This is a genomic window from Bacillus sp. FJAT-44742 (genome assembly GCF_002797315.1).
Taxonomy (GTDB): domain Bacteria; phylum Bacillota; class Bacilli; order Bacillales; family Marinococcaceae; genus Thalassorhabdus; species Thalassorhabdus alkalitolerans.
This window is the reverse complement of record NZ_KZ454936.1, coordinates 1,528,294-1,547,055: the sequence shown is the minus strand read 5'-3', so window position 1 is coordinate 1,547,055 and position 18,762 is coordinate 1,528,294. Positions and strand designations below refer to the sequence as shown.

18 protein-coding genes are annotated in these 18,762 nt (G+C 40.0%); 8 read left to right on the top strand and 10 right to left on the bottom strand.

Annotated elements, in window-relative coordinates; genetic code table 11:
- Positions 1 to 12: 12 nt before the first annotated feature.
- Positions 13 to 1,158, bottom strand: a complete 1,146-nt coding sequence (locus tag CEF17_RS07665; protein WP_100399015.1) for a CaiB/BaiF CoA transferase family protein — start codon at positions 1,156 to 1,158, stop codon at positions 13 to 15.
- A gap of 2 nt (positions 1,159 to 1,160) precedes the next feature.
- A complete protein-coding gene (locus CEF17_RS07660; RefSeq protein ID WP_100399014.1) occupies positions 1,161 to 2,309 on the bottom strand; it encodes an acyl-CoA dehydrogenase family protein in 1,149 nt (382 codons plus the stop codon).
- A gap of 255 nt (positions 2,310 to 2,564) precedes the next feature.
- On the opposite strand from CEF17_RS07660, the gene CEF17_RS07655 reads away from it, so the two are divergent.
- From CEF17_RS07655 to CEF17_RS20595, 4 genes are all read left to right on the top strand, one after another.
- Positions 2,565 to 2,672 carry a YjcZ family sporulation protein gene (locus tag CEF17_RS07655; protein ID WP_100399013.1) on the top strand — a complete coding sequence of 36 codons (108 nt, stop codon included), beginning with the start codon at positions 2,565 to 2,567 and terminating at the stop codon, positions 2,670 to 2,672.
- Between the two features lie 115 nt (positions 2,673 to 2,787).
- Positions 2,788 to 3,324: a MauE/DoxX family redox-associated membrane protein gene (locus tag CEF17_RS07650; protein ID WP_100399012.1), complete on the top strand. Its 537-nt coding sequence runs from the start codon at positions 2,788 to 2,790 to the stop codon at positions 3,322 to 3,324.
- Positions 3,325 to 3,339: 15 nt separating this feature from the next.
- Entirely contained in the window at positions 3,340 to 3,885 is a 546-nt protein-coding gene (locus CEF17_RS07645) for a TlpA family protein disulfide reductase (protein ID WP_100399011.1), read from the top strand.
- 314 nt (positions 3,886 to 4,199) lie between these two features.
- Positions 4,200 to 4,412, top strand: coding sequence for a hypothetical protein (locus CEF17_RS20595; RefSeq protein WP_157842977.1), 213 nt, complete (start codon positions 4,200 to 4,202; stop codon positions 4,410 to 4,412).
- A gap of 973 nt (positions 4,413 to 5,385) precedes the next feature.
- Here CEF17_RS20595 and CEF17_RS07635 read toward each other — a convergent pair.
- A complete protein-coding gene (locus CEF17_RS07635; RefSeq protein ID WP_100399009.1) occupies positions 5,386 to 6,267 on the bottom strand; it encodes an alpha/beta hydrolase in 882 nt (293 codons plus the stop codon).
- A gap of 531 nt (positions 6,268 to 6,798) precedes the next feature.
- Between CEF17_RS07635 and CEF17_RS07630 the strand changes: the two genes are divergently transcribed.
- Positions 6,799 to 7,341, top strand: a complete 543-nt coding sequence (locus CEF17_RS07630; protein WP_100400839.1) for a site-specific integrase — start codon at positions 6,799 to 6,801, stop codon at positions 7,339 to 7,341.
- A gap of 117 nt (positions 7,342 to 7,458) precedes the next feature.
- On the opposite strand, the gene CEF17_RS07625 is transcribed toward CEF17_RS07630, so the two are convergent.
- The 4 genes from CEF17_RS07625 to CEF17_RS07610 form a co-directional block, all read right to left on the bottom strand.
- Complete coding sequence (locus tag CEF17_RS07625) at positions 7,459 to 8,580, bottom strand: MGDG synthase family glycosyltransferase (protein WP_100399008.1); 1,122 nt, start codon at positions 8,578 to 8,580, stop codon at positions 7,459 to 7,461.
- Between the two features lie 189 nt (positions 8,581 to 8,769).
- Positions 8,770 to 9,483: an MgtC/SapB family protein gene (locus tag CEF17_RS07620; RefSeq protein WP_232725451.1), complete on the bottom strand. Its 714-nt coding sequence runs from the start codon at positions 9,481 to 9,483 to the stop codon at positions 8,770 to 8,772.
- A 111-nt stretch (positions 9,484 to 9,594) separates the two neighbouring features.
- Positions 9,595 to 11,322, bottom strand: a complete 1,728-nt coding sequence (locus CEF17_RS07615) for a glycoside hydrolase family protein (RefSeq protein ID WP_100399007.1) — start codon at positions 11,320 to 11,322, stop codon at positions 9,595 to 9,597.
- A 124-nt stretch (positions 11,323 to 11,446) separates the two neighbouring features.
- Complete coding sequence (locus CEF17_RS07610; RefSeq protein WP_100399006.1) at positions 11,447 to 12,229, bottom strand: CAP domain-containing protein; 783 nt, start codon at positions 12,227 to 12,229, stop codon at positions 11,447 to 11,449.
- Positions 12,230 to 12,490: 261 nt separating this feature from the next.
- Here CEF17_RS07610 and CEF17_RS07605 point away from each other — a divergent pair, with 261 nt between their 5' ends.
- From CEF17_RS07605 to CEF17_RS07595, 3 genes are all read left to right on the top strand, one after another.
- A complete protein-coding gene (locus CEF17_RS07605) occupies positions 12,491 to 13,027 on the top strand; it encodes a ribonuclease H-like YkuK family protein (protein ID WP_100399005.1) in 537 nt (178 codons plus the stop codon).
- Between the two features lie 164 nt (positions 13,028 to 13,191).
- Positions 13,192 to 14,208, top strand: coding sequence for a TAXI family TRAP transporter solute-binding subunit (locus CEF17_RS07600; RefSeq protein ID WP_100399004.1), 1,017 nt, complete (start codon positions 13,192 to 13,194; stop codon positions 14,206 to 14,208).
- A 31-nt stretch (positions 14,209 to 14,239) separates the two neighbouring features.
- The gene (locus CEF17_RS07595) at positions 14,240 to 16,081 is read left to right on the top strand and encodes a TRAP transporter permease (protein WP_100399003.1); all 1,842 of its coding nucleotides are present in this window, start codon (positions 14,240 to 14,242) and stop codon (positions 16,079 to 16,081) included.
- Here the strand turns inward: CEF17_RS07595 and CEF17_RS07590 are convergent.
- The 3 genes from CEF17_RS07590 to CEF17_RS07580 form a co-directional block, all read right to left on the bottom strand.
- Positions 16,078 to 16,323, bottom strand: coding sequence for a hypothetical protein (locus CEF17_RS07590; protein WP_100399002.1), 246 nt, complete (start codon positions 16,321 to 16,323; stop codon positions 16,078 to 16,080). The two genes, CEF17_RS07595 and CEF17_RS07590, sit on opposite strands and share 4 nt — an antisense overlap.
- Before the next feature lie 69 nt (positions 16,324 to 16,392).
- Positions 16,393 to 16,758, bottom strand: a complete 366-nt coding sequence (locus CEF17_RS07585) for a hypothetical protein (protein WP_100399001.1) — start codon at positions 16,756 to 16,758, stop codon at positions 16,393 to 16,395.
- A gap of 137 nt (positions 16,759 to 16,895) precedes the next feature.
- A complete protein-coding gene (locus tag CEF17_RS07580) occupies positions 16,896 to 18,677 on the bottom strand; it encodes an L-lactate permease (protein ID WP_100399000.1) in 1,782 nt (593 codons plus the stop codon).
- Positions 18,678 to 18,762: the final 85 nt, after the last annotated feature.

Sequence of the window (18,762 nt, the reverse complement as noted above, 5' to 3'; positions counted from 1 at the left end):
TGGTTCCTCCTATTAGTGATTAGATTGTAAGCGCTTAACTTTTTCTTCAGGCCATCCTAGCAGTGAGGTTAATACTTCTTCTGTGTGTTCACCTAGGGAAGGAGGCTGCATGGTTTTTTTCTGGGAAAACGCCGTGGAAGTTGCAACCTGTTTCAGGCCGCCTCCGAGCTCATAGAACATTCCCCGCTCCTGGGTGACAGGATGGGCTTCTGTTTCAGATAATCGCAGAACCGGTGCCATGCAGCAATCCACTCGTTTGGAAAATTCAGACCACTCACGAAAGGTTCTGCTTTTAAACAAGGATTTCATCTTCTCAAATACATCGCTTCCATCCTTTGAAGGAGAAAATTGCTTAGAGATCCACTCTTTCTTACCTGTCTGAGTACAAAAGTTCCTCCAAAAAGATTGTTCTAATGCAGCAAGAGTGATAAACCTCTCGTCCAATGTTTCGTAAATTCCATAACAAACCACCCCTCCATTCAGCTCGTTAATTCCATATTCTCTCCCTGTTTCCTGGTGGATAAGTGAATGAACACCAAGCATGGAATGAAGGCTGTCCGTTAAAGCTAAATCTATATGAGTTCCTTCCCCAGTTTCTTTTTGGTGCAAAAGAGACGCAAGAATTTCTTCACAGGCACCAAAGCTTCCGATATAATCCGCAAATTGAATGGAGGGATGAGCCGGTTTTCCTTCTACTGTCGTTAATTGGGCAAGCATGCCCGTTAATGCCATGTAATTTAAATCATGGCTTCCAAATCCGTTTAAGGCTATCGTGTCTTGCCCGTATCCTGAAATCGAGCAGTAGACAAGTCCACGGTTCCATTCTTTACTCTGCTCATAGCTTAAGCCTAGACGCTCCATTACTCCCGGCCGAAAGCTTTCTATTAAAACATCTGAGATTTGTATTAACTCCTTGACCGCTTCTCGTCCTTCTTCAGATTTCAAGTCCAGAGCTACACTTTTTTTGTTACGGTTCACTGCGAGAAAGACTACGCCGGTTCCTTCTCTTTGTATACCCATGTGCCTTGAAGGATCGCCTTGAACTGGCTCAATGGAGATAACCTCCGCTCCCCTGTCAGCCAGGCGCATGGAAGCAAAAGGGCCTGGCAGGTACATTGAAAAATCAAGAACGCGAACGCCCTTTAGAAGATTATTCATTCTCACAGCCCCATTTTTTTAGCAATAATGGTTTTCATAATTTCATTTGTTCCTGCATAAATTGCAGCTACTGGAATATCCCGGAACCTTCTTGCAACCTCGTATTCTTCCATATAGCCGTATCCTCCGTGAAGCTGAACGCATTCAGCTGAGACTTTTTTTGCTAGTTCTGTCGTCCACCACTTCGCCATAGAGACTTCTTTTACGATGTCTTCACCATTGATATGCCGCATTATCAGCTGATCAAGATAGGTACGGCCGATTTCAACCTCTGTCTGCAGTTCCACAAGCTTAAACTGTGTGTTCTGAAAAGAAGAAATGGCTTTTCCGAATGCCTTGCGTTCTTTTACGTAATCAAGAGTCAACTCCATTATTCTTTCAGCTCCTGCAATGGCACAAATAGCAACAATCAGCCTTTCCTGCTGCAGCTGTTCCATTAAATAATAGAATCCTTTTCCCTCTTCCCCTAAAAGGTTGGAAACAGGAACCTTGGCATCTTCAAAGAATAACTCGGCTGTGTCCTGGCTGTGAAGCCCTACCTTATCAAGCTTCTTTCCCCGGGTAAAACCAGGTGTATCTTTTTCTACGACGAGGAGGCTGATCCCTTTGTGGGGCGGATTGGCTTTCGGATCAGTTTTACAGACAATAACGATCAGGTCGCTGTGTATTCCATTTGTAATAAATGTTTTTGCCCCATTAACGATATAATGGTCCCCCTCACGCACGGCCGTTGTTTTAATGGCGGATAGATCCGAGCCCGCTCCTGGTTCAGACATGGCAATCGCTGTAATGGTCTGACCCGTGATACATCCAGGAAGCCACTTTTGCTTCTGTTCTGTGGTTCCATAATGTAGAAAATAAGGAATGACAATATCGTTATGTAGGCCTATTCCAATTAAACTCGATCCAATTCTTTCAAGCTCTTCATTAATAATCACTGAATAGCTAAAATCAGCTTCTGTGCCTCCGAATTCTTCAGGAACACAAGGGCAGAGAAAACCTTGCTGTCCCATTTTCTCCCAAAATGACCGTGGTATCAGTCGATCTTTTTCCCATTTCTCATAATGGGGAGCGGCTTCTTTTTCGAGAAATTTTCGAAGAGAATACCGAAAGACCTGGTGCTCTTCCTGCAGGTACAATGGAGCTGACATATCTTCCCCTCCTTCTAGTGAATGAATAATCAGTCATTTTCATTGATGGACATATAGGAAATCGACATTTTTCATTTCTGCCTACTTTACTTATTTTTCATATACCAGGAAAATTCCTGCTCCATTTATAAAATAATTTCCAGGATTATGTCCAAATCTTCTAATCTATACACTCTTGTCCAGTCATGATGCCTGTTGTTTCATATTTTAGTAGTGAAGGATCTTCCTTCCACTTTGTTTTAAGGAGGTGAAATTATGTCAGGTTTCGCTCATCCAAGACACCATGACGGAAGAGGTTTTGCCTTAATCGTGGTGTTGTTTATCCTGTTAGTTATCGTAGGTACCTCCTTCAAAGGCTGGTAAGTCATAAAAAGGCAGCTGTCACGCTGCCTTTTCACCATAGTAGTTTATTGCTCTATTTCAGGTATATATCTCTATCCTGGAAAATAAAATAAGAAAAGAGCACAGGAGGTATTTTATGGATGTTTTTTTCCTCTCTATGATTTGCTGCCTTTCCTCTTTTTTTATCATATCGGCTTTGACCAAGCTAAGCAGTCTTCGTCACTTTATTACATTGAACGTAAATGTAGATTATATCCCGACCAAGTATCGCTCATTTTTTCTAACTTTATTGCCTTTTCTTGAATTATCAGGGGCTCTGCTGCTAGTGAATCGACAGACATTTTTCCTGGGCTGGATTCTTGTTACTGTTTTATTACTTATTTTTTTCTTTCATACCATTGTTATTGTTCTATCCAGAAAGAGTGCAGCTTGCGGGTGCTATGGAAAATACATAAAGAGTCGCATTGATCGCTTTACCTTGCTTAAAACTTCTTTTCTCCTTTTTTTAAGTGGACTTATTCTTCCATTAGTACTCTTAGAGGACACTTTTTTGGCCTTTACCCCCGCTTCACTAATAATGGGCTTTTCTCTTACCTTGATTTTGCTAGTATCTCAGATTGCCTGGACCTCTCATCAAGAAACCATGATGCTGATAAAAAAAGAAAAAAATTAATAAAGGATGGGTGGTATGGAACAATTTCTTCTCTATTCTCATATTCTCTTATGGTTGATCCAGGTGCTGGTTCTTTTTTTAATTTTTCTTCTTTACCGTCAATTTGGAGAAGTATATGTAAGGCCTGCTTCGTCCGTATCAAAGGATGGCTTGCAAATTGGAGAAAGGCTACCTGCAGTTGAATCTGTGGAATCTTTGCACGCCCAAAATAAGCCAATCATCATTCATCCGGCGGAGGAAAAACCAACCTTGATTTTGTTTGCCTCACAAAGCTGTAAAGCATGTACCGATCTGATTCCTCACTGGAATATGATGAGAAGTAAGCATGAGACAAATGTTAATTTTATTACTGTTTTTTTAGGAAAGAAAGAAAAAGAGGCAGCTGCCCAAGAGTGGGATGGCGACCTTCTGTTTGATCCTGCTGCCGAACTTTTTTCTGCTTGTCATGTCAAAGTTACTCCCTTCGCCTTTATGACAGACGAAAAGAGAATGATTATAGATAAGGGATTGTGTAATAATGAAAAACATTTGACGAAGTTACTATCCTCCTTGGAAAAGTGAGCGTGAAAAATATATGGTTTACCTTTCGGTTCTATCGAGAAGAATTGGGGAATATGTAATGCGGAAAACGGAGAATCAAAACGGGCTTTCAGCTATTTTCAATAGTTTAATAAGAAAATCAAGACATCCTTTTACTAAAAGAGGTTCCGAAAATAATTGGTGCGAGGTGTGGTACCAGCTTAGAGATTGTTATTTTCCTTTTGGGCAAGGCCTTTGCAAGCACTGCGATGTCTCTTCTCCCTGTCCCAAAGATTATCAAATATCATACGCCTATGGATACACAACTACAGGCTGTTGGTGTGTAGCGCTGCCTCATGTTTCAAAAGTCTGCTGTGACTGTACCCCTCTCGGGAACAACCCGTATAGGAGGCATGTTAATGATTGTCAGTGTCAGCACACTTTGTGACCAGCGGGAGGGATTTGAAGGTGATAGATCAACTATCGAGTGGCCAACTAGATCAATGGCTGCTTATTATTTTGGCGCTATCAGCCGGGGTATCCACTATCTGCACCTACTGAGGGATTAACGTTACCCTTGCGGTGACCCCCCTCGGTGAGGAGAGGAAGTGGAAAGAAAGCTGGAAACGTTTTGTGTTGTACTTTTTCTCAGCAGTCATTGGAGGAGCAGTTACCGGATTTTTTCTCACGTTCATGATTTATACACTGACCTTTTGGTTAAGCATAGAGAACAATATCCTGGTTCTATTCATTCTTTGTATTACTTTTTTCCTTTATGAATGTAAGCTGAATACTTTGCGACTGCCTAGCGTCAAATGGCAGGTGCCATCCTCTTGGCTCCAAGGTTCGAGAAACCTTAATATGATCGTGTGGGGCCTTATTTTAGGGAGCGGGATGTTTACCTATATCCCCTTTACCACCTTTTACTATCTGCATTTGTTTACAGGGTTTCTTTTTGAACCTTTGTATGGATTTCTGGCAGGCTCTCTTTATGGTGCAGGAAGAACTGCCGCAACGTTTGGAATAAATGCATTCAGGTGCACCACTATGAAACATAGTAATAAAATTGTCCGTGTCATGTGGGGAAGTAATAGTATATTTCGGATCCTTACCTTGCTTTTTTATATTTTCTTCCTTCTTATTTTTTATTTCAAGTTAGATTTTTAATTTGGATGGGTAGACGGCAGTTAAAATAAGTTCATACCAGGTTGGTCTTACTTTCAACGTTACTTTTCATTTGCTGGTTTTAATTAACGTTTCTGAAAAAATTAATAATAGCTCGGGGTGCTAGTAAGAAAAGGTCAGCTGTCCAGCCAAGGATCGTAGGAATACTCCAGTCATCTTTTCTTGTTTTTTTCATATAAATCGCCCTCTTTTTATTCTCTATTACATACGTATACGTAGAATCACAAAAACGGTTTCAAACATTACCGAAAAAAGGAAGACCCCCGCCTTACACATGGTGAGGGTCATAATGAGTGAATAACCATTGCCTGATAACAGCTTTTGCTTCAGGGTGAAGGGGTTTATTCATGCTTTCTTTCATAAGTTTTTTGACCTGAAGAATAGATTTTCTTTTCTTTGTTCCTTTAACCCATGCTCCATGTCTTTAATAATATGGTATTCAGCTTCCCCCTGAACTAAAGTCTCTAGTTCCTTCAGCACCCCAATATTCACGTGGCTGTCTTTGTCACCATTCATTGCAAGTACCGGGCAGCTAACAGTGCGTAACCCTGATCTTGTGTCATAGGCAGTGTGCTCTCTCAACCATTTAGCGGGCTGTTTAAAGAAAAAGAGAGAGCGAATAACGTCCTTATCCTCTGAAGCCATTCGTGCAGTCAGCTTGTCAACTTTTCTCTCGCTCTTTTCATCAATCTTAAGCTTACGGTTCAGCCATCCTATCAAGCCTGGCTTCTCCATTAATTCCTTATATGCACGCTGTCTTTGACCTTTCAAGGCCTGATCAAGATTATCCACGCTACCAGACAACAACATCAGTCCCCCAAGGTCTCGTCTTTCTGATAATGCAGTTCCAATAATCGTACCCTCGCTGTGTCCTGCTACTATGATTTGTTCTTTTATCACGTTTGGGTGTGATGATAAGAAAGTAAACACTGATTGTGCATCATCAACCAAATCATAAAAACCAGTTGAATAATAATCCCCTTTGCTCTCTCCCACTCCTCGTTTATCATATCTGAACGTTATAAATCCCAAACTGGTAATGTAATGAGCCAGTTCTCTATATACGTCAAAGGTAAATTTTCTGTTCACATTGCCGTTTCTGTCAATTGGTCCGCTTCCTGGGATAATCATAACAGCTGGTGCCTTCTCATTTGTTTTAAGCTTTGCAGGGATAGCCAGTGTACCTTTTATGTTTGAATTTTCCCCAATGGCAATTTCTTTTTCAATCCACTGTTCCATTCCTTTCTCCCTCTTTCTTTCAGTTTACTTACCATGACAACTGCAGGGCTTAAGAGCTGTATTTTTTTCGTTGTTATTAAAGCTTTGACACTGTAAGGATCTTTTCCTCTTCTAAGCCTTACTTCCGTTATTGTTTTCCCAAAGCTATAAGCAGCAAGTAATTTCTTTGCCAGACCGCTTATGTAAGCAAAGTAATAGGTAACAAACTATACATTTTGTTACATTAAGGCAGGCACTCACTAATTTGCCTGTCTGCCTTTATAAATATGGTTTTCCGCTGTCTTGTATGCTACTCTTGATGTAACATACTGAATTCACGTTACATTAGAAGTTACATATTGAGAGGTGAGCAGTTTGAAAAAAAAAGAGGTTGCACCAGATGTGTTTTTAACAGAAGAAGAAGTGAAAAAGCTTCAGGAGACATTTGGCAGCCGGCTCTTGCAGCAGAAAGTCTCGTTATTAAGCAGGCAAAAACAAACGGGGGATAAAAGAAAAGAAATGAGCGACTACCATTCCTTGCGGACCCAAGGAATGCAAAAGGTACAGCCCATCAGGGAGCTTGAAGCTATTGATCGAATGAAAAGAGCATTGAAAAGAGACAGTTTACGAAATTACTTTATGTTTGTGCTGGGTTTAAATACAGGAATGAGAATTAGTGACATCCTCCCCCTTCAAGTAAAAGATGTCCGGAACAAAACCCATATAAGAGTGAAGGAAACAAAAACGAGGAAGTCAGGCACTTTTCGGATTAACCGGGAACTGTGGCAGGATATTGCGGATTACACAGAGGACATGCAAGACGAAGAATATCTTTTTCCTTCAAGAAAAACCAACCTGCCCCTTACTAGAGTCCAGGCTTACAGAATTTTGCGGAAAGCGGCTGATAAAGCAGGGATTGAACAAATTGGCACCCATTCCATGAGAAAAACACTTGGCTACCATTTTTATAATCAAACGAAGGATGTCGCTGTCCTTCAGGAAATATTTAATCATTCTACCCCTGCCATTACAAAAGATTATATTGGAATCACTCAAAAAGAAATTGATGACAAGATGGATAATTTTTACTTATAATTCCCTAAATAAAATGAACCGTGTAATGCCCCTTGAAATATGAGATAATTTGCGAAAAATGCCCCTGAGGAACATCCTTATATTACCAATCCCAGGAGAGGCTTGTTTTTTCCCTGTTCAGCCATTAGCTTGCTGGTCTTCGTATAATAACGTGATCTTTCGAACGATTTCAGAAGCAGCATCTGGTTTTTTTAACAACTGTGCTCTTTTTTGCAATCGGTCATAAAAGGACTGGTCATATAATACTTTTTCTAAATTTGCAGGAAGCTCATGAGAATGTTTGACAAAAAGAGCTGCTCCTTCCTGAGCAAGATAGCGAGCATTATGCTCTTCATGCCCTGGAACAGGATTATAGATAATAATAGGTGTTTCACAAGCGAGTGATTCAGCCATCGTTAATCCGCCTGCTTTAGAAAGGATACAATCACTGGCCCGTAAATAGATGAGAAACTCTTGGGTAAACCCAACGACTTTGATGGAATGCTTCGATTGAAGCCTGAGGATTTTTTCTTCTGCTTTCTTGTTGTGCCCCATCATACAAATTATCTCGACTGGTTTTTCAAGGTTGTCAAGAGACCGAATGATATTCACATAATTAGCATAGCCCAATCCTCCTCCTGCAATGAGGAGGATATTTTTATCAGTTTGATCAAGACCAAGCTGAAAGCGGGCATAGGTTTTGGACAAAGAAATAACGTCATCTTTAATAATTGGGATGCCCGTGTGATAAAATTGTTCAGCAGATACTTTATGTTTTTCAGCAAATGTTTCAATATGAGGGGATGCTGTAAAATACCCGTCAATTTCATTTCTTACATACGCTGGATGAAGGACAAAATCAGTAATAATAGTATAAAAAGGCTGCTTTAATTTCTTTATTCTTTTTACTTTGGACAAAAATGCTGTTACAAACGGGTGAGTTGAAATGATAAAATTACAGCGGTAACTTTTGATCAAACTGAACAGCTTGTCAGAAAAAAGCGTGGCCACCCGGTCTAATAATAAAAATATAGGATTTTTTTCAGCATAAAAGTACGCTTTCCGCCACAAGAGTGGCCCCGTCTTTATAAGCTGAAAATAACTCTTTACCATGCATTTATGAAGAAGAGGACTAATTTCTTGAAAGGTATCTATTACTATTGGGTAAATCCCCTGATTATTAAATTCATGTTGAATTGCTTTAGCTGCCTGATTGTGCCCATGGCCAATCGAAGCAGAAAAAATTAATGGCTGGCCCATTGATATGTACCCTCTCTTTCTTCAATGCCTTTCTTCCTTCTTACAACTATCATTCCTCATTGCCACGGTTTCATACAGAGGTGCCTGGCACCCCTTTGCTATTGTAATAATTTATCCTTATTTACCAGTATCTCCAGCCTTTTTTATGTTACAGACACTCAAGGTGCCAGGCACCACAAAAAAGAGCCCCTAGTTTAGGGACTCGATATCAACGCTTATGATGTTTTTAATTTTTTTAAGGTGGTGATAGACGTCTGTCGTGTACCTTTTTTCATGAACTAATAAAAGTAAATCCAATTGTTTGTTATCAGAATCTCGAAGATCTCTTACTCGAACCTTTCTTGGCTTCATTGAATTATTTTTCATTTCCTTTAAAATATCTGTCATCACGTCTTCGTTATCGACTATAATTTTACACTTTAATTCTTTTTCCCGCAGTGATGCTGGGCCAAGGATTTTAAAAAGGTGTGGTAAAAATTCGACCCCTACCATGATAAGGGCAAGTGCCATAAATGCCTCTGCAATAAACCCTGCTCCGATAGCAATCCCAAGACCTACAGAGGCCCACATAATTGCTGCCGTGGTAATGCCGGAAACCACATCATTGTTTCGGACTAGAATGACGCCTGCCCCAATAAACCCTATACCTGAGATAAGCTGAGCGGCCAAACGTAAAGGATCCATTAAGGTGCTTGTGGTCATTTCCGAATAAATCTGGGCAGAATAAATACTTACAATTGTTACTACACAGCTTGTTACACAAAGCACAATGGTTGTTTTAATCGAAGCATTTTTTCTTTTGAGTGAACGCTCTAATCCAATAATGGCACCGAAGATAAAGGCAACCATGAGCCTGATATAAACGTCACCAGGCTCTAAGAACGTTTGAAATGCCAGATACATACACATCATTCCTCAACAATAGGATCATCGAAGGTGTTTATCCATTATCATACCATAAGCTTTGCTTTCGACGAGTAAAAAAGAGACAGACATTAGGTCCGTCTCTTCCAGTTATTCACTGAATGCAGCCGCTTCCTGGTCTTTACGAGTTAAAATGTTGTAAAAAGCAATAAAACTGGAAATGTTATGCTGCGTGTAATCAATACGCAAATCAAAGCGATTTAAGCTGCGCTGTATTGCTCCCCAGCAAAGATTTTTGTTCTCATAATACAAGGTTGACTCTGGCCGAAGCTGCATTTGAAGCTGAAACCCAATCCCCTTCCTGATAGCTTCTTTTACCCGGTCAGCCAATTCATGATGATGATAATCTTTTGCTAATTTGTATACAGCACACAGTCCCTCACTTCTGCAAGCGACAGGTGTAGATTCAGGCGGAGTCCTTGGCACTGCGTAACCTCCAAGCCAATCCGGCTCATCGGCGTGATCTACAAACTGGGTTTTCATTATTGCTTCTGCTACAAGAAACGAATGATCCTTATATAACTCTTTTGATCTTTCACGGTAAAGTTCATTTAACCCATACAACAGCCAGTGATCGTGGGCAATGGAATCTTCATTTTCATTTTTGTCCCTTATGTTTATCAGGTAGTGAGCAGCATTTTCTGCCACATCAAGCCATTTTTCATTTTTATCTATCTGATAAAGACGCACTAACGCTAATATTGATTCGCCGGGATAAAAGTGGGAAACAAAATCTGACACTTCCCCTGATCTGTATTTTTGTTTATGAATAGTAAAGCGACCCTCTTCATTCTGAATTTCATTTATCCAGGCTGCGAGATCCTGCATAATGGAAAGGTACTGAGTATCCTTTGTTAACGTTGTATATTTAGCCAGGGCTATAATCGCAAGGGCATTGCCCCCTAGCTTCATCGCATTTTTTTCCACGACAACTTTTACAGTTTCTCCGTTGATTTTATGGTTTCTTACCTGTTCTAATAAATAATCCATGGCACGTAACGCTTCTTGATAAACTTGTTCATCCTTAGTGTGTTCATATGTTTCATACATGGAGTACACTGTACCGGCATGCCGTAAAATATTATATCGTTTTTCTTGCTGGTTTTCTTGAGGCAGGTAGGAATAAGTAAAGCTGCCATTTTGATTAACCACTTCTTTAAAGTAATAATTATTTGTCCATTCAATCGCTTCTTGAACCTCTTCGCTAGTAACGCTCTTGTACATTGGATGCCCTCGAAACAGTTCTTTTACTTCATCTCCATCTGTATAGAACGATTGAGTTTGAAATTTATAGGCCTTTATTTCTTTATCGCTTTTCAACAGCTTGACTTTCTCCTGATTTGTAAGTAGAAAATGTTTTCCAAAGGCCGCCAAAACATTATCAGGGTTAATCTTTTTATCCTTTATCATTTGGTAGGCAGTTACTTCTTCTGGCAGAAATGCTAATTCTAAGTCCTCTCCAAAAGCAATACCATCTAGCCCCCGCTTATACCCTACCTTATCCTTCTTTATATGTATGAATGGCTGTTCCTTTTTCATAGGACGAACAGATGCCACAATATCAAGTTTGACTGCCTGAGGTTGAAAGTGAGGAGAGTCCATATTTTTAAAAAAGGAAAGCATTGCTCCTTCAATAGCCGAAGAAAGTGAAGTGTGGGTTCCTCTTGTTACGTATGCTTTTCCCCTGTGATCTGTAACAGATAAAAAAACAAGCTGTTTTTGTGCCTTGGTTCCTTTTTCTGGTACGGATAATTGTGGTAAAGCTGGTGACTTTCTTTTAGTGATTGAGTGATATACTTCTTTTAACACTTCATCCATGTTTATTACTCCTTCCAATCCATTTCTTTTACATTGTCTCTTCCCTTTCCTGCTGAAAGTAAATCATATGGATAAGAAAGACAAGCAAAAAAAGAAACCCTGGAATACCAGGATTTCAATTTCTTTATTGTTGAATAAATAATTGAGTCCAATAATTTCCATCATCCTCAAAGCCGATACCAATGTGAGTCACATTTGCATCAAGAATATTTCTTCTGTGACCTTCACTTTCCATCCAGTTCCTTACTACTTGTTCTGCTGATTGCTGACCGGCTGCTATATTTTCTGAAGCACTTTGATAATTGATTCCAAAATCCTCAATCATTTCAAAAGGTGTGCCATATGTTGGGGAAGTATGGGAAAAATAATTCTGCTCAGCCATGTCTTCAGATTTTGCTTGTGCAGCGTCCATTAACTGACCATGCTGCTCAAGACTGTTTAACCCATTTTGCTCCCTTTCTTGATTTGTCAATCTGATGACTTCTTCTCTGATATTTTCTGCCTCGGGCTCCTGCTGTGCGTCTCTTTCCTCTTCCCCTTCTCTTGGCTGCAGCTCCTCGGGCCTTTGTTCCTCTTGTCCTAATTCAGTGTCAGGCTCTGGATCCTGTCCAATATTTCCGTTAGGATCTGGATCTGGCTGATTCGGGTCCAGCTCTTCATCTAAGTTTTGGTTTGGGTCGGGGATCCTTACTTCCCCTTCTCTTTGTTCAGGCAGACCAGGAAAAGGTACAGCAAACCACTCTCTTTCAATGTTCTGTGCTCTTTGCTGCTGAGTACCATGCTGTGTTCCTTGTATGGCTGGACCTTCCTGTGCACCTTCTTGTGTATCTCCCCCTCCATTACAGCCAGATAAGGTGATATTACAAAGAAGAACAAGTAAAATAAATATATATGCTTTATTTCTCATTTTGACAGCTCCTTTTTACTTTTACTCTATCCTTTGTCCGTTCTTTTAGCCTTTATAATGTTTGCCTGAATACCTAATTCCCTCCAATTTCTCATAAATGTGACAAGTATTTAGACCTTTCACATAAGATATAGTAAATCAATCAAAATAGGAATGATTTGCTAAACTTAAATACACCCTTTTGAATCAATACTACGTAGTAAGAAGGAATGTAAATAGCCCTTGCTAGCCTAAACAATAAAAATAGGCAGGTGAAAAATCATGAGACACCTCGAAGTATATGATCTGAGCTTTCAAAACTTATCTGAACGTTCAATGACATTTGAACAAGTATATCAACGAATTGAACGATTTATGCAAAAGGAACCTCGTGGAAACTACAGGCTGATGGTTGGTACAGATTCACAGGTTCATTCTCGTTCGACTCGCTTTATTACAGGAGTGGCCATTCAAAGAAAGGGAAAAGGCGTATGGGCATGCTACAGAAAAACAGTAGTACCAAGAAGAATGGATATCCTTCATCCACGAATATCCTATGAGACCTCATTAACTGAAGAAGTGGTGAGTTTGTTTACAGAGGAACGTAAAAATAATTTGATTAATATTATACTGCCCTATATTTATCATGGATCCTCCTTTAGTATCGAAGGACACATTGATATTGGGGACGGGCCGAGAAATAAAACAAGAGAATTTGTAAATGAAATGGTTTCTCGTATGGAGTCTATGGGGGTGGAACCCAAGATTAAACCTGAAGCAATAATCGCCTCAGGATATGCTAATCATTTTACACGGTAACCCTTGTTCCTGGTACTTAATGAAAGTGTACTGGCTCTTCTTTAGGCAGAACTAATTTGTTCTGCCTATTTTTTTATGTAAAAGATAGATAAACACCCACCCATAAACGGAAGGAATTCATACCGTATTATATAAAATAATTGAATACCCGTAAGGAGAAGTATATGAAAACAATTCGGATATGGGCGGCCCTGATGCTAACTTCTGTCCTTATACTAAGCGGCTGTTTTTCTTTTAGTAGCAAAGAAGAGAAAGACACGCTGAAGTTGGCTACCTTTTCTCAAGGAAGCAGTTGGTATGTGTATGGAGCAACGATGGCTGAAATATTACGTGAAGAAATGACCGATGTAAATCAGATTGATGTTCTCCCCTATGCTGGAGGTCTTGGTAACGTGCAGGTGGTTGCTGAAGGGGAAGCGGATGTAGGATTAACATTCAGTGTAAATAACCAGTGGGCTGCTGAGGGTTCTGTAGCTTATGATACTCCATATGAAAACCTGACTTTATTATTAGATGGTCTTGATCATTATTACATTGGAATTATTATTCGGGATGAATTTAAAGAGAAACATGGGATTGAGTCTATTAGCGATATTAAAGCTAAAGAAATTCCTGTTAACCTTTACACCATGAACCGTGGTAGTCAAGGAGAGTTTTTAGCAAGAGAAATTCTCACTGCCCATGATTTAGATTATGATCTTTTACGTTCGTATGGCGGTTCGGTAACAAATACTTCCTTTGATGTAGTCTCATCCTCATTTAATGACGGCCGAGCAGATATGTTCATACAAATGATGACAGTCGGCCACCCTTCTTTTACAGAAATATCTATGCAGACACCAGTCACTTTCCTTTCCATTGAAGAAGAATTTAGAGAAGGGCTTTTAGCTTCAGGAATTGATGAAGCTGTATTTCCTGCTAATGTATTTAAAGGTCAAACGAAAGAAATTGAAACAGTAGGTTTTGCAACAACCTTGATCGCAAATGAAAACCTTTCTGACGATATGGCCTATGAAATAACAAAGAGTCTAATTGAAAATAAACAAAGGCTCAGCCAAGGGCATCAGGCATTAGAAGAATTTAACCCTAAGCAAACAATAGAAAGGCTAGATGGGCAGACAATTAAAATTCATCCAGGAGCAGAGAAATATTATCGGGAAAGAAATTGGATTAAGGACTAAACAAAACGGAAAGGAAATGTGAGGGAGCGCCATGAAAAAGAAACACCTTCTGTTATCTACTTTGATTGCTATAGGATGGGTTACTTTTCACATCTATACAGCAATTAATGGCATGCTCCCTGCTATGCAGCAACGGATTATCCATCTGTCTTTTGCTTTGTCTCTTGCATATTCCCTTTTCCCTTTATCCGTAAAGAGGAGGGAACTATTTCAGCGGGTTTTAAATATACTACCTTTCATTCCGTTGATGTTGGGAGCTTATTTTCTTTTTCACATGCCACGTCTAGATTTAAGAATTCAATTTGTCGATACACTCTCCCCGATTGATTTGTTTGCTGGACTTCTCTATCTGTTATTACTGCTTGAAATATCGAGAAGAATCGTTGGGAAAATGATCACATATTTGGCATTGGTATTTATCGTTTATGCGTTGGCAGGACCACTTTTTCCCGGCCTTTTAGGACACCGGGGCTTAGATTTCCCTCATCTCATAGATTTGCTGTTTTATTCAACAGACGGGATCTTCGGAATACCCGTTGGTGTAGCTGCAGATTATGTATTTTATTTTGTTATCTTTGGAGCTTTTTTTTATGTATCTGGAGGAGGTCAGCTTTTTAATGACATTGCCTTTCGCCTGACTAATAGATCAAAGGGCGGACCAGCAAAAGCGGCAGTCATTTCCAGTAGCTTAATGGGAAGCGTTAGCGGAAGTGCTGTTGCTAACGTAGCTAGTACAGGAATTTTTACAATTCCACTGATGAAAAAAGCTGGATACTCAAAAAAAGATTCGGCCGCGATTGAATCCCTTGCTTCTACAGGCGGGCAGTTGATGCCTCCCATAATGGGTGCTGCTGTTTTCATTATGGCTGAAATGATTGGCATTCCGTATGTAGAATTAATTGTTGCTGCTATGATTCCGGCTTTTCTTTATTATGTTTCCTTACTCATTATTGTCCACCTAAAAGCATCAAAAGAACAGCACTCCATTGTCCAAGTCAAGGAAAGTATGGATAACATCATCATTCGTCTTCACTTACTGCTGCCACTTATTTTTTTAGTCACTTTAATTTTTACTGGGTATTCTCTTCATCGTGCAGCCATTTGGGCAATTGGGGCAGTTATTATACTCGGATGGGCCCGGAAACCATATCGTCTGAATAGACACACCATCATAGAAGCAATAAATAAAGGAGCTAAACAAGCAATACATGTCACGATACCATGTGCAATAGCAGGAATTATTGTAGGGGTAATCGGCTTTACTGGCCTTGGCTTGAAATTCACAAGTCTGATTACATTGTTGTCTTCAGATATTATGATCATTGCGTTAATCTTAACTGCAGGTGGCTGTATTTTACTGGGAATGGGAATGCCAACCACCTCTGCTTATATTATGGGCGCGATTTTATTAGCCCCAGCACTGCAAGCTTTTAGTATCGGTCCTCTCGCTTCTCATATGTTCGTCCTTTATTTTGCAGTGCTCTCTATGATAACTCCCCCTATCGCACTTGCCTCATACAGTGCAGCTGGCATATCAGGTTCTAAAACTGGTGAAACAGGACTTGCCGCTTTTAAGCTGAGCTTGTCTGCCTTTATTATTCCCTTTGCCTTTGTATATAATGAATCATTGTTAATGCAAGGTTCTCTTTTCGAAATTTTATGGAACATTTTATTTACAACCTTGGGGATCGCGGGTCTATCTTCTGTGGTTATTGGCTATATAAAGAAAAAATTATCCCTTCCGGAAAAGGCCGTATTATTCATTTCTTCTCTTTTGTTGATCACTCCTCACGTTATCGTAGACTTAATTGGGGCGCTCTTATATCTGAGTGTGTTATTATTTCACTTAAAGAAAAAGAAAGAAGAGAATTAACTCTCTTCTTCCTCTACATACGAAGGATTAAATAGGGGAGCGTTTAATGAAGCTTCAATTTCTTCAATGGATTGCCCTCCTGAATAGAAAGCAATCTCCTCTTCAATTTTTTTTATATCTTCTAAAACAGCAGCTGGCGCTGATTCAGAAGATGAAACCTCTATCTTTTCCTTAAGCATGTGTCTTGTTTCCATAAGAACGTAAAGCTTTTCAAGCTGGTCTATATATGTGTGCTGGTCCATCCTGCTTCAACTCCTTTGTTTTCTTTTAGCTATTCCTAGTTTCGCTAAAAGAAATTCTTCCTGGAGCAATTAAATTGAAGACGTACCACTACTTTGTTTTTTTCGAACTTGCTTACTAGCAAAGAGAAAAATTGGAAGCGGGATAAGAATCCAGCCAATGTTTTTAATTAAATCATTCGTGGCTCGCTGTTTTTCTATGATGGTAAATTCCTTTACTTGCCGCTCGTAATCAGCAGCTAAAGCTTCTTCACTTTTTTCTGAAGCTGTGCCTTCCTCAAGTTTATAAGCCTGTTCATCCTTGAATTCTTCATAGGTAAGATAGTAGCCCTGAGGAACCACGAGGTCAGCTCCATTCATAAAAGCAGCCACTGTACCTCCTATCATCATCATTAATGTAATAAACATTACAGCGTAATAATACACAGAACGAGCCATACACAGGCCTCCCTTTTACCTTTTCTTTATTTTACTCTTTTACTTTCGAAGAAAGAATAGATGATGAAAACATTCTTTTATTCATAAAAAAAAAGCCTGCCACCCTTTATACCGGAGACAAGCTTTTTTCATTTTTTTTATTTAAAACCAACTGTCGTGTTCTTCTGGATGATATCAATACGTTTCCTGTTTGAGGAAATAATATAGAATGCAGAAAGGAAAACTCCTAGTACGATAAAGGTTCCAAGATTAAAGAGTCCTTTCTCACCATACCAAACAATGGAATATCCAAGAGCCCCAGTTACTGTTACATAGTATAAGAATGGAAAGACTGTTTTTCTAATAATCATTCCTTCTTTACCAACTAAACCAACAACTGCAGAAGCTGCTACTACATTGTGTACCGCTATCATGTTTCCTGCAGCACCACCTACTGCCTGTAAAGCTACAATCCAGGAAGCAGTGACACCCATTTGTGATCCCACATCATGCTGGAACAATGAGAACATCATGTTACTTACAGTGTTACTGCCTGCAATAAATGCTCCAAGGCCGCCAATAAAGGTTGCAAACAGCGGCCAATAATCGCCGCTTATGGCAGCTACGGCGTTGGCCAGCACGATCGGCATACCATCATAGCCGGAAGTACCTCCCCCGGAATTCAAGAATACTTGAACCATCGGTACAGTAAAGATTAAGGCCACCGAAGCTGCAAGGGTAGTTTTTCCAGAAGTAGCCCATGCTCTTTTGTAAGCGCTTGTACTCATACCGTGAATAAAGAATGTAATTAGAGTAACAAGAATGAAAATTGAACCTGGTGAGAACAAAGGCTGGAAGGTAGAGGATATCTCTGAACCAAAAATGTTTTCAGGTCCCACTACCCATGCTTGAAGCCACTCTCTAAAAGGAAGAAATTCCTGTCTTGAGATAACCAGGAACAACCCTACAAGAATATAAGGAGTCCAGGCTCTAACCATGCTCATGCTTCCGCTCTTATGGGCAATATCTTTAATCTCAATTCTTCCAATCCACTCAGGATCCCACTTGGACTTCTCATCAAAATCCCATGTTTCGTCTTCTTTTGGCATTAAGAAACCTTTTTTAGCAGCTGTTATAACTATGAGTAAACCAACAAGTCCACCTATCATTGACGGGAATTCCGGCCCTAGAACATTTGCCACAATGACATACGGAATGGTCATCGCAAAGGCGGCAAACAAAGCAAACTTCCAGACCTTTATTCCTTCAGAAAAGGATTTATTTTTACCGAAAAACCTGGTCATCATAGCGATAACAAATAAAGGTATCAGCGTACCCCCTACGGCATGTAAAATAGCAGTCTGTCCTGCAATGACATGAGTTAGTGCTAAAAAGTTATCAGTAATACTGGCGTCAGCAGACAGCCCGGATTGTACACCGACAAGCATTGGTGTCCCTACCGCACCAAAGGATACTGGAGTACTTTGGATGGTCATACCAGCAACAACGGCAGCCATGGCCGGGAACCCGAGTCCCACTAGTAATGGAACAGCCACAGCGGCAGGTGTACCAAACCCGGCTGACCCCTCAATGAAAGAGCCAAAGAGCCAGGCAATGATGATGACTTGTATTCGGCGGTCAGGAGATATATCAGTAAATCCCTGCCTGATTGTTTTGATTCCTCCACTTTCCTGGAGGGTGTTGAGGAGCAAAATTGCCCCAAAAATAATGTATAATAGCGTACCTGCTGTTATAAGTCCATGTACAGATGCTGCAGCGACATTGTTAGCTGGAACCCCCCAAATAAATAATGCAAGACCAACTGCAACAAAATATGAAATAGGCATAGCTTTACTTGCAGGCCATCGAAGACCAACCAGGAATACAGCAACCACAATAATAGGCAATAATGATAAGAAAGCCAATAATCCAGTTCCCACAACGTTCTCCCCTTTCCTTTTAAAAGGTAAAAAAATGCTAAAACTTATATAAATATAACCTGTGGTGGAGAATTTTAATGGGGTA

What these genes read in the sequence shown, in the direction of transcription:
- CEF17_RS07645 (WP_100399011.1), top strand. Translation starts at nt 3,340, where the DNA reads ATGGAACAATTTCTTCTCTATTCTCATATTCTCTTATGGTTGATCCAG.
- CEF17_RS07605 (WP_100399005.1), top strand. Translation starts at nt 12,491, where the DNA reads ATGAGACACCTCGAAGTATATGATCTGAGCTTTCAAAACTTATCTGAA.
- CEF17_RS07650 (WP_100399012.1), top strand. Translation starts at nt 2,788, where the DNA reads ATGGATGTTTTTTTCCTCTCTATGATTTGCTGCCTTTCCTCTTTTTTT.
- CEF17_RS07600 (WP_100399004.1), top strand. Translation starts at nt 13,192, where the DNA reads ATGAAAACAATTCGGATATGGGCGGCCCTGATGCTAACTTCTGTCCTT.
- CEF17_RS07630 (WP_100400839.1), top strand. Translation starts at nt 6,799, where the DNA reads ATGCAAAAGGTACAGCCCATCAGGGAGCTTGAAGCTATTGATCGAATG.
- CEF17_RS07590 (WP_100399002.1), bottom strand. Translation starts at nt 16,323, where the DNA reads ATGGACCAGCACACATATATAGACCAGCTTGAAAAGCTTTACGTTCTT.
- CEF17_RS07610 (WP_100399006.1), bottom strand. Translation starts at nt 12,229, where the DNA reads ATGAGAAATAAAGCATATATATTTATTTTACTTGTTCTTCTTTGTAAT.
- CEF17_RS07665 (WP_100399015.1), bottom strand. Translation starts at nt 1,158, where the DNA reads ATGAATAATCTTCTAAAGGGCGTTCGCGTTCTTGATTTTTCAATGTAC.
- CEF17_RS07655 (WP_100399013.1), top strand. Translation starts at nt 2,565, where the DNA reads ATGTCAGGTTTCGCTCATCCAAGACACCATGACGGAAGAGGTTTTGCC.
- CEF17_RS07595 (WP_100399003.1), top strand. Translation starts at nt 14,240, where the DNA reads ATGAAAAAGAAACACCTTCTGTTATCTACTTTGATTGCTATAGGATGG.
- CEF17_RS07625 (WP_100399008.1), bottom strand. Translation starts at nt 8,580, where the DNA reads ATGGGCCAGCCATTAATTTTTTCTGCTTCGATTGGCCATGGGCACAAT.
- CEF17_RS20595 (WP_157842977.1), top strand. Translation starts at nt 4,200, where the DNA reads ATGTTTCAAAAGTCTGCTGTGACTGTACCCCTCTCGGGAACAACCCGT.
- CEF17_RS07615 (WP_100399007.1), bottom strand. Translation starts at nt 11,322, where the DNA reads ATGGATGAAGTGTTAAAAGAAGTATATCACTCAATCACTAAAAGAAAG.
- CEF17_RS07585 (WP_100399001.1), bottom strand. Translation starts at nt 16,758, where the DNA reads ATGGCTCGTTCTGTGTATTATTACGCTGTAATGTTTATTACATTAATG.
- CEF17_RS07660 (WP_100399014.1), bottom strand. Translation starts at nt 2,309, where the DNA reads ATGTCAGCTCCATTGTACCTGCAGGAAGAGCACCAGGTCTTTCGGTAT.
- CEF17_RS07635 (WP_100399009.1), bottom strand. Translation starts at nt 6,267, where the DNA reads ATGGAACAGTGGATTGAAAAAGAAATTGCCATTGGGGAAAATTCAAAC.
- CEF17_RS07620 (WP_232725451.1), bottom strand. Translation starts at nt 9,483, where the DNA reads ATGTATCTGGCATTTCAAACGTTCTTAGAGCCTGGTGACGTTTATATC.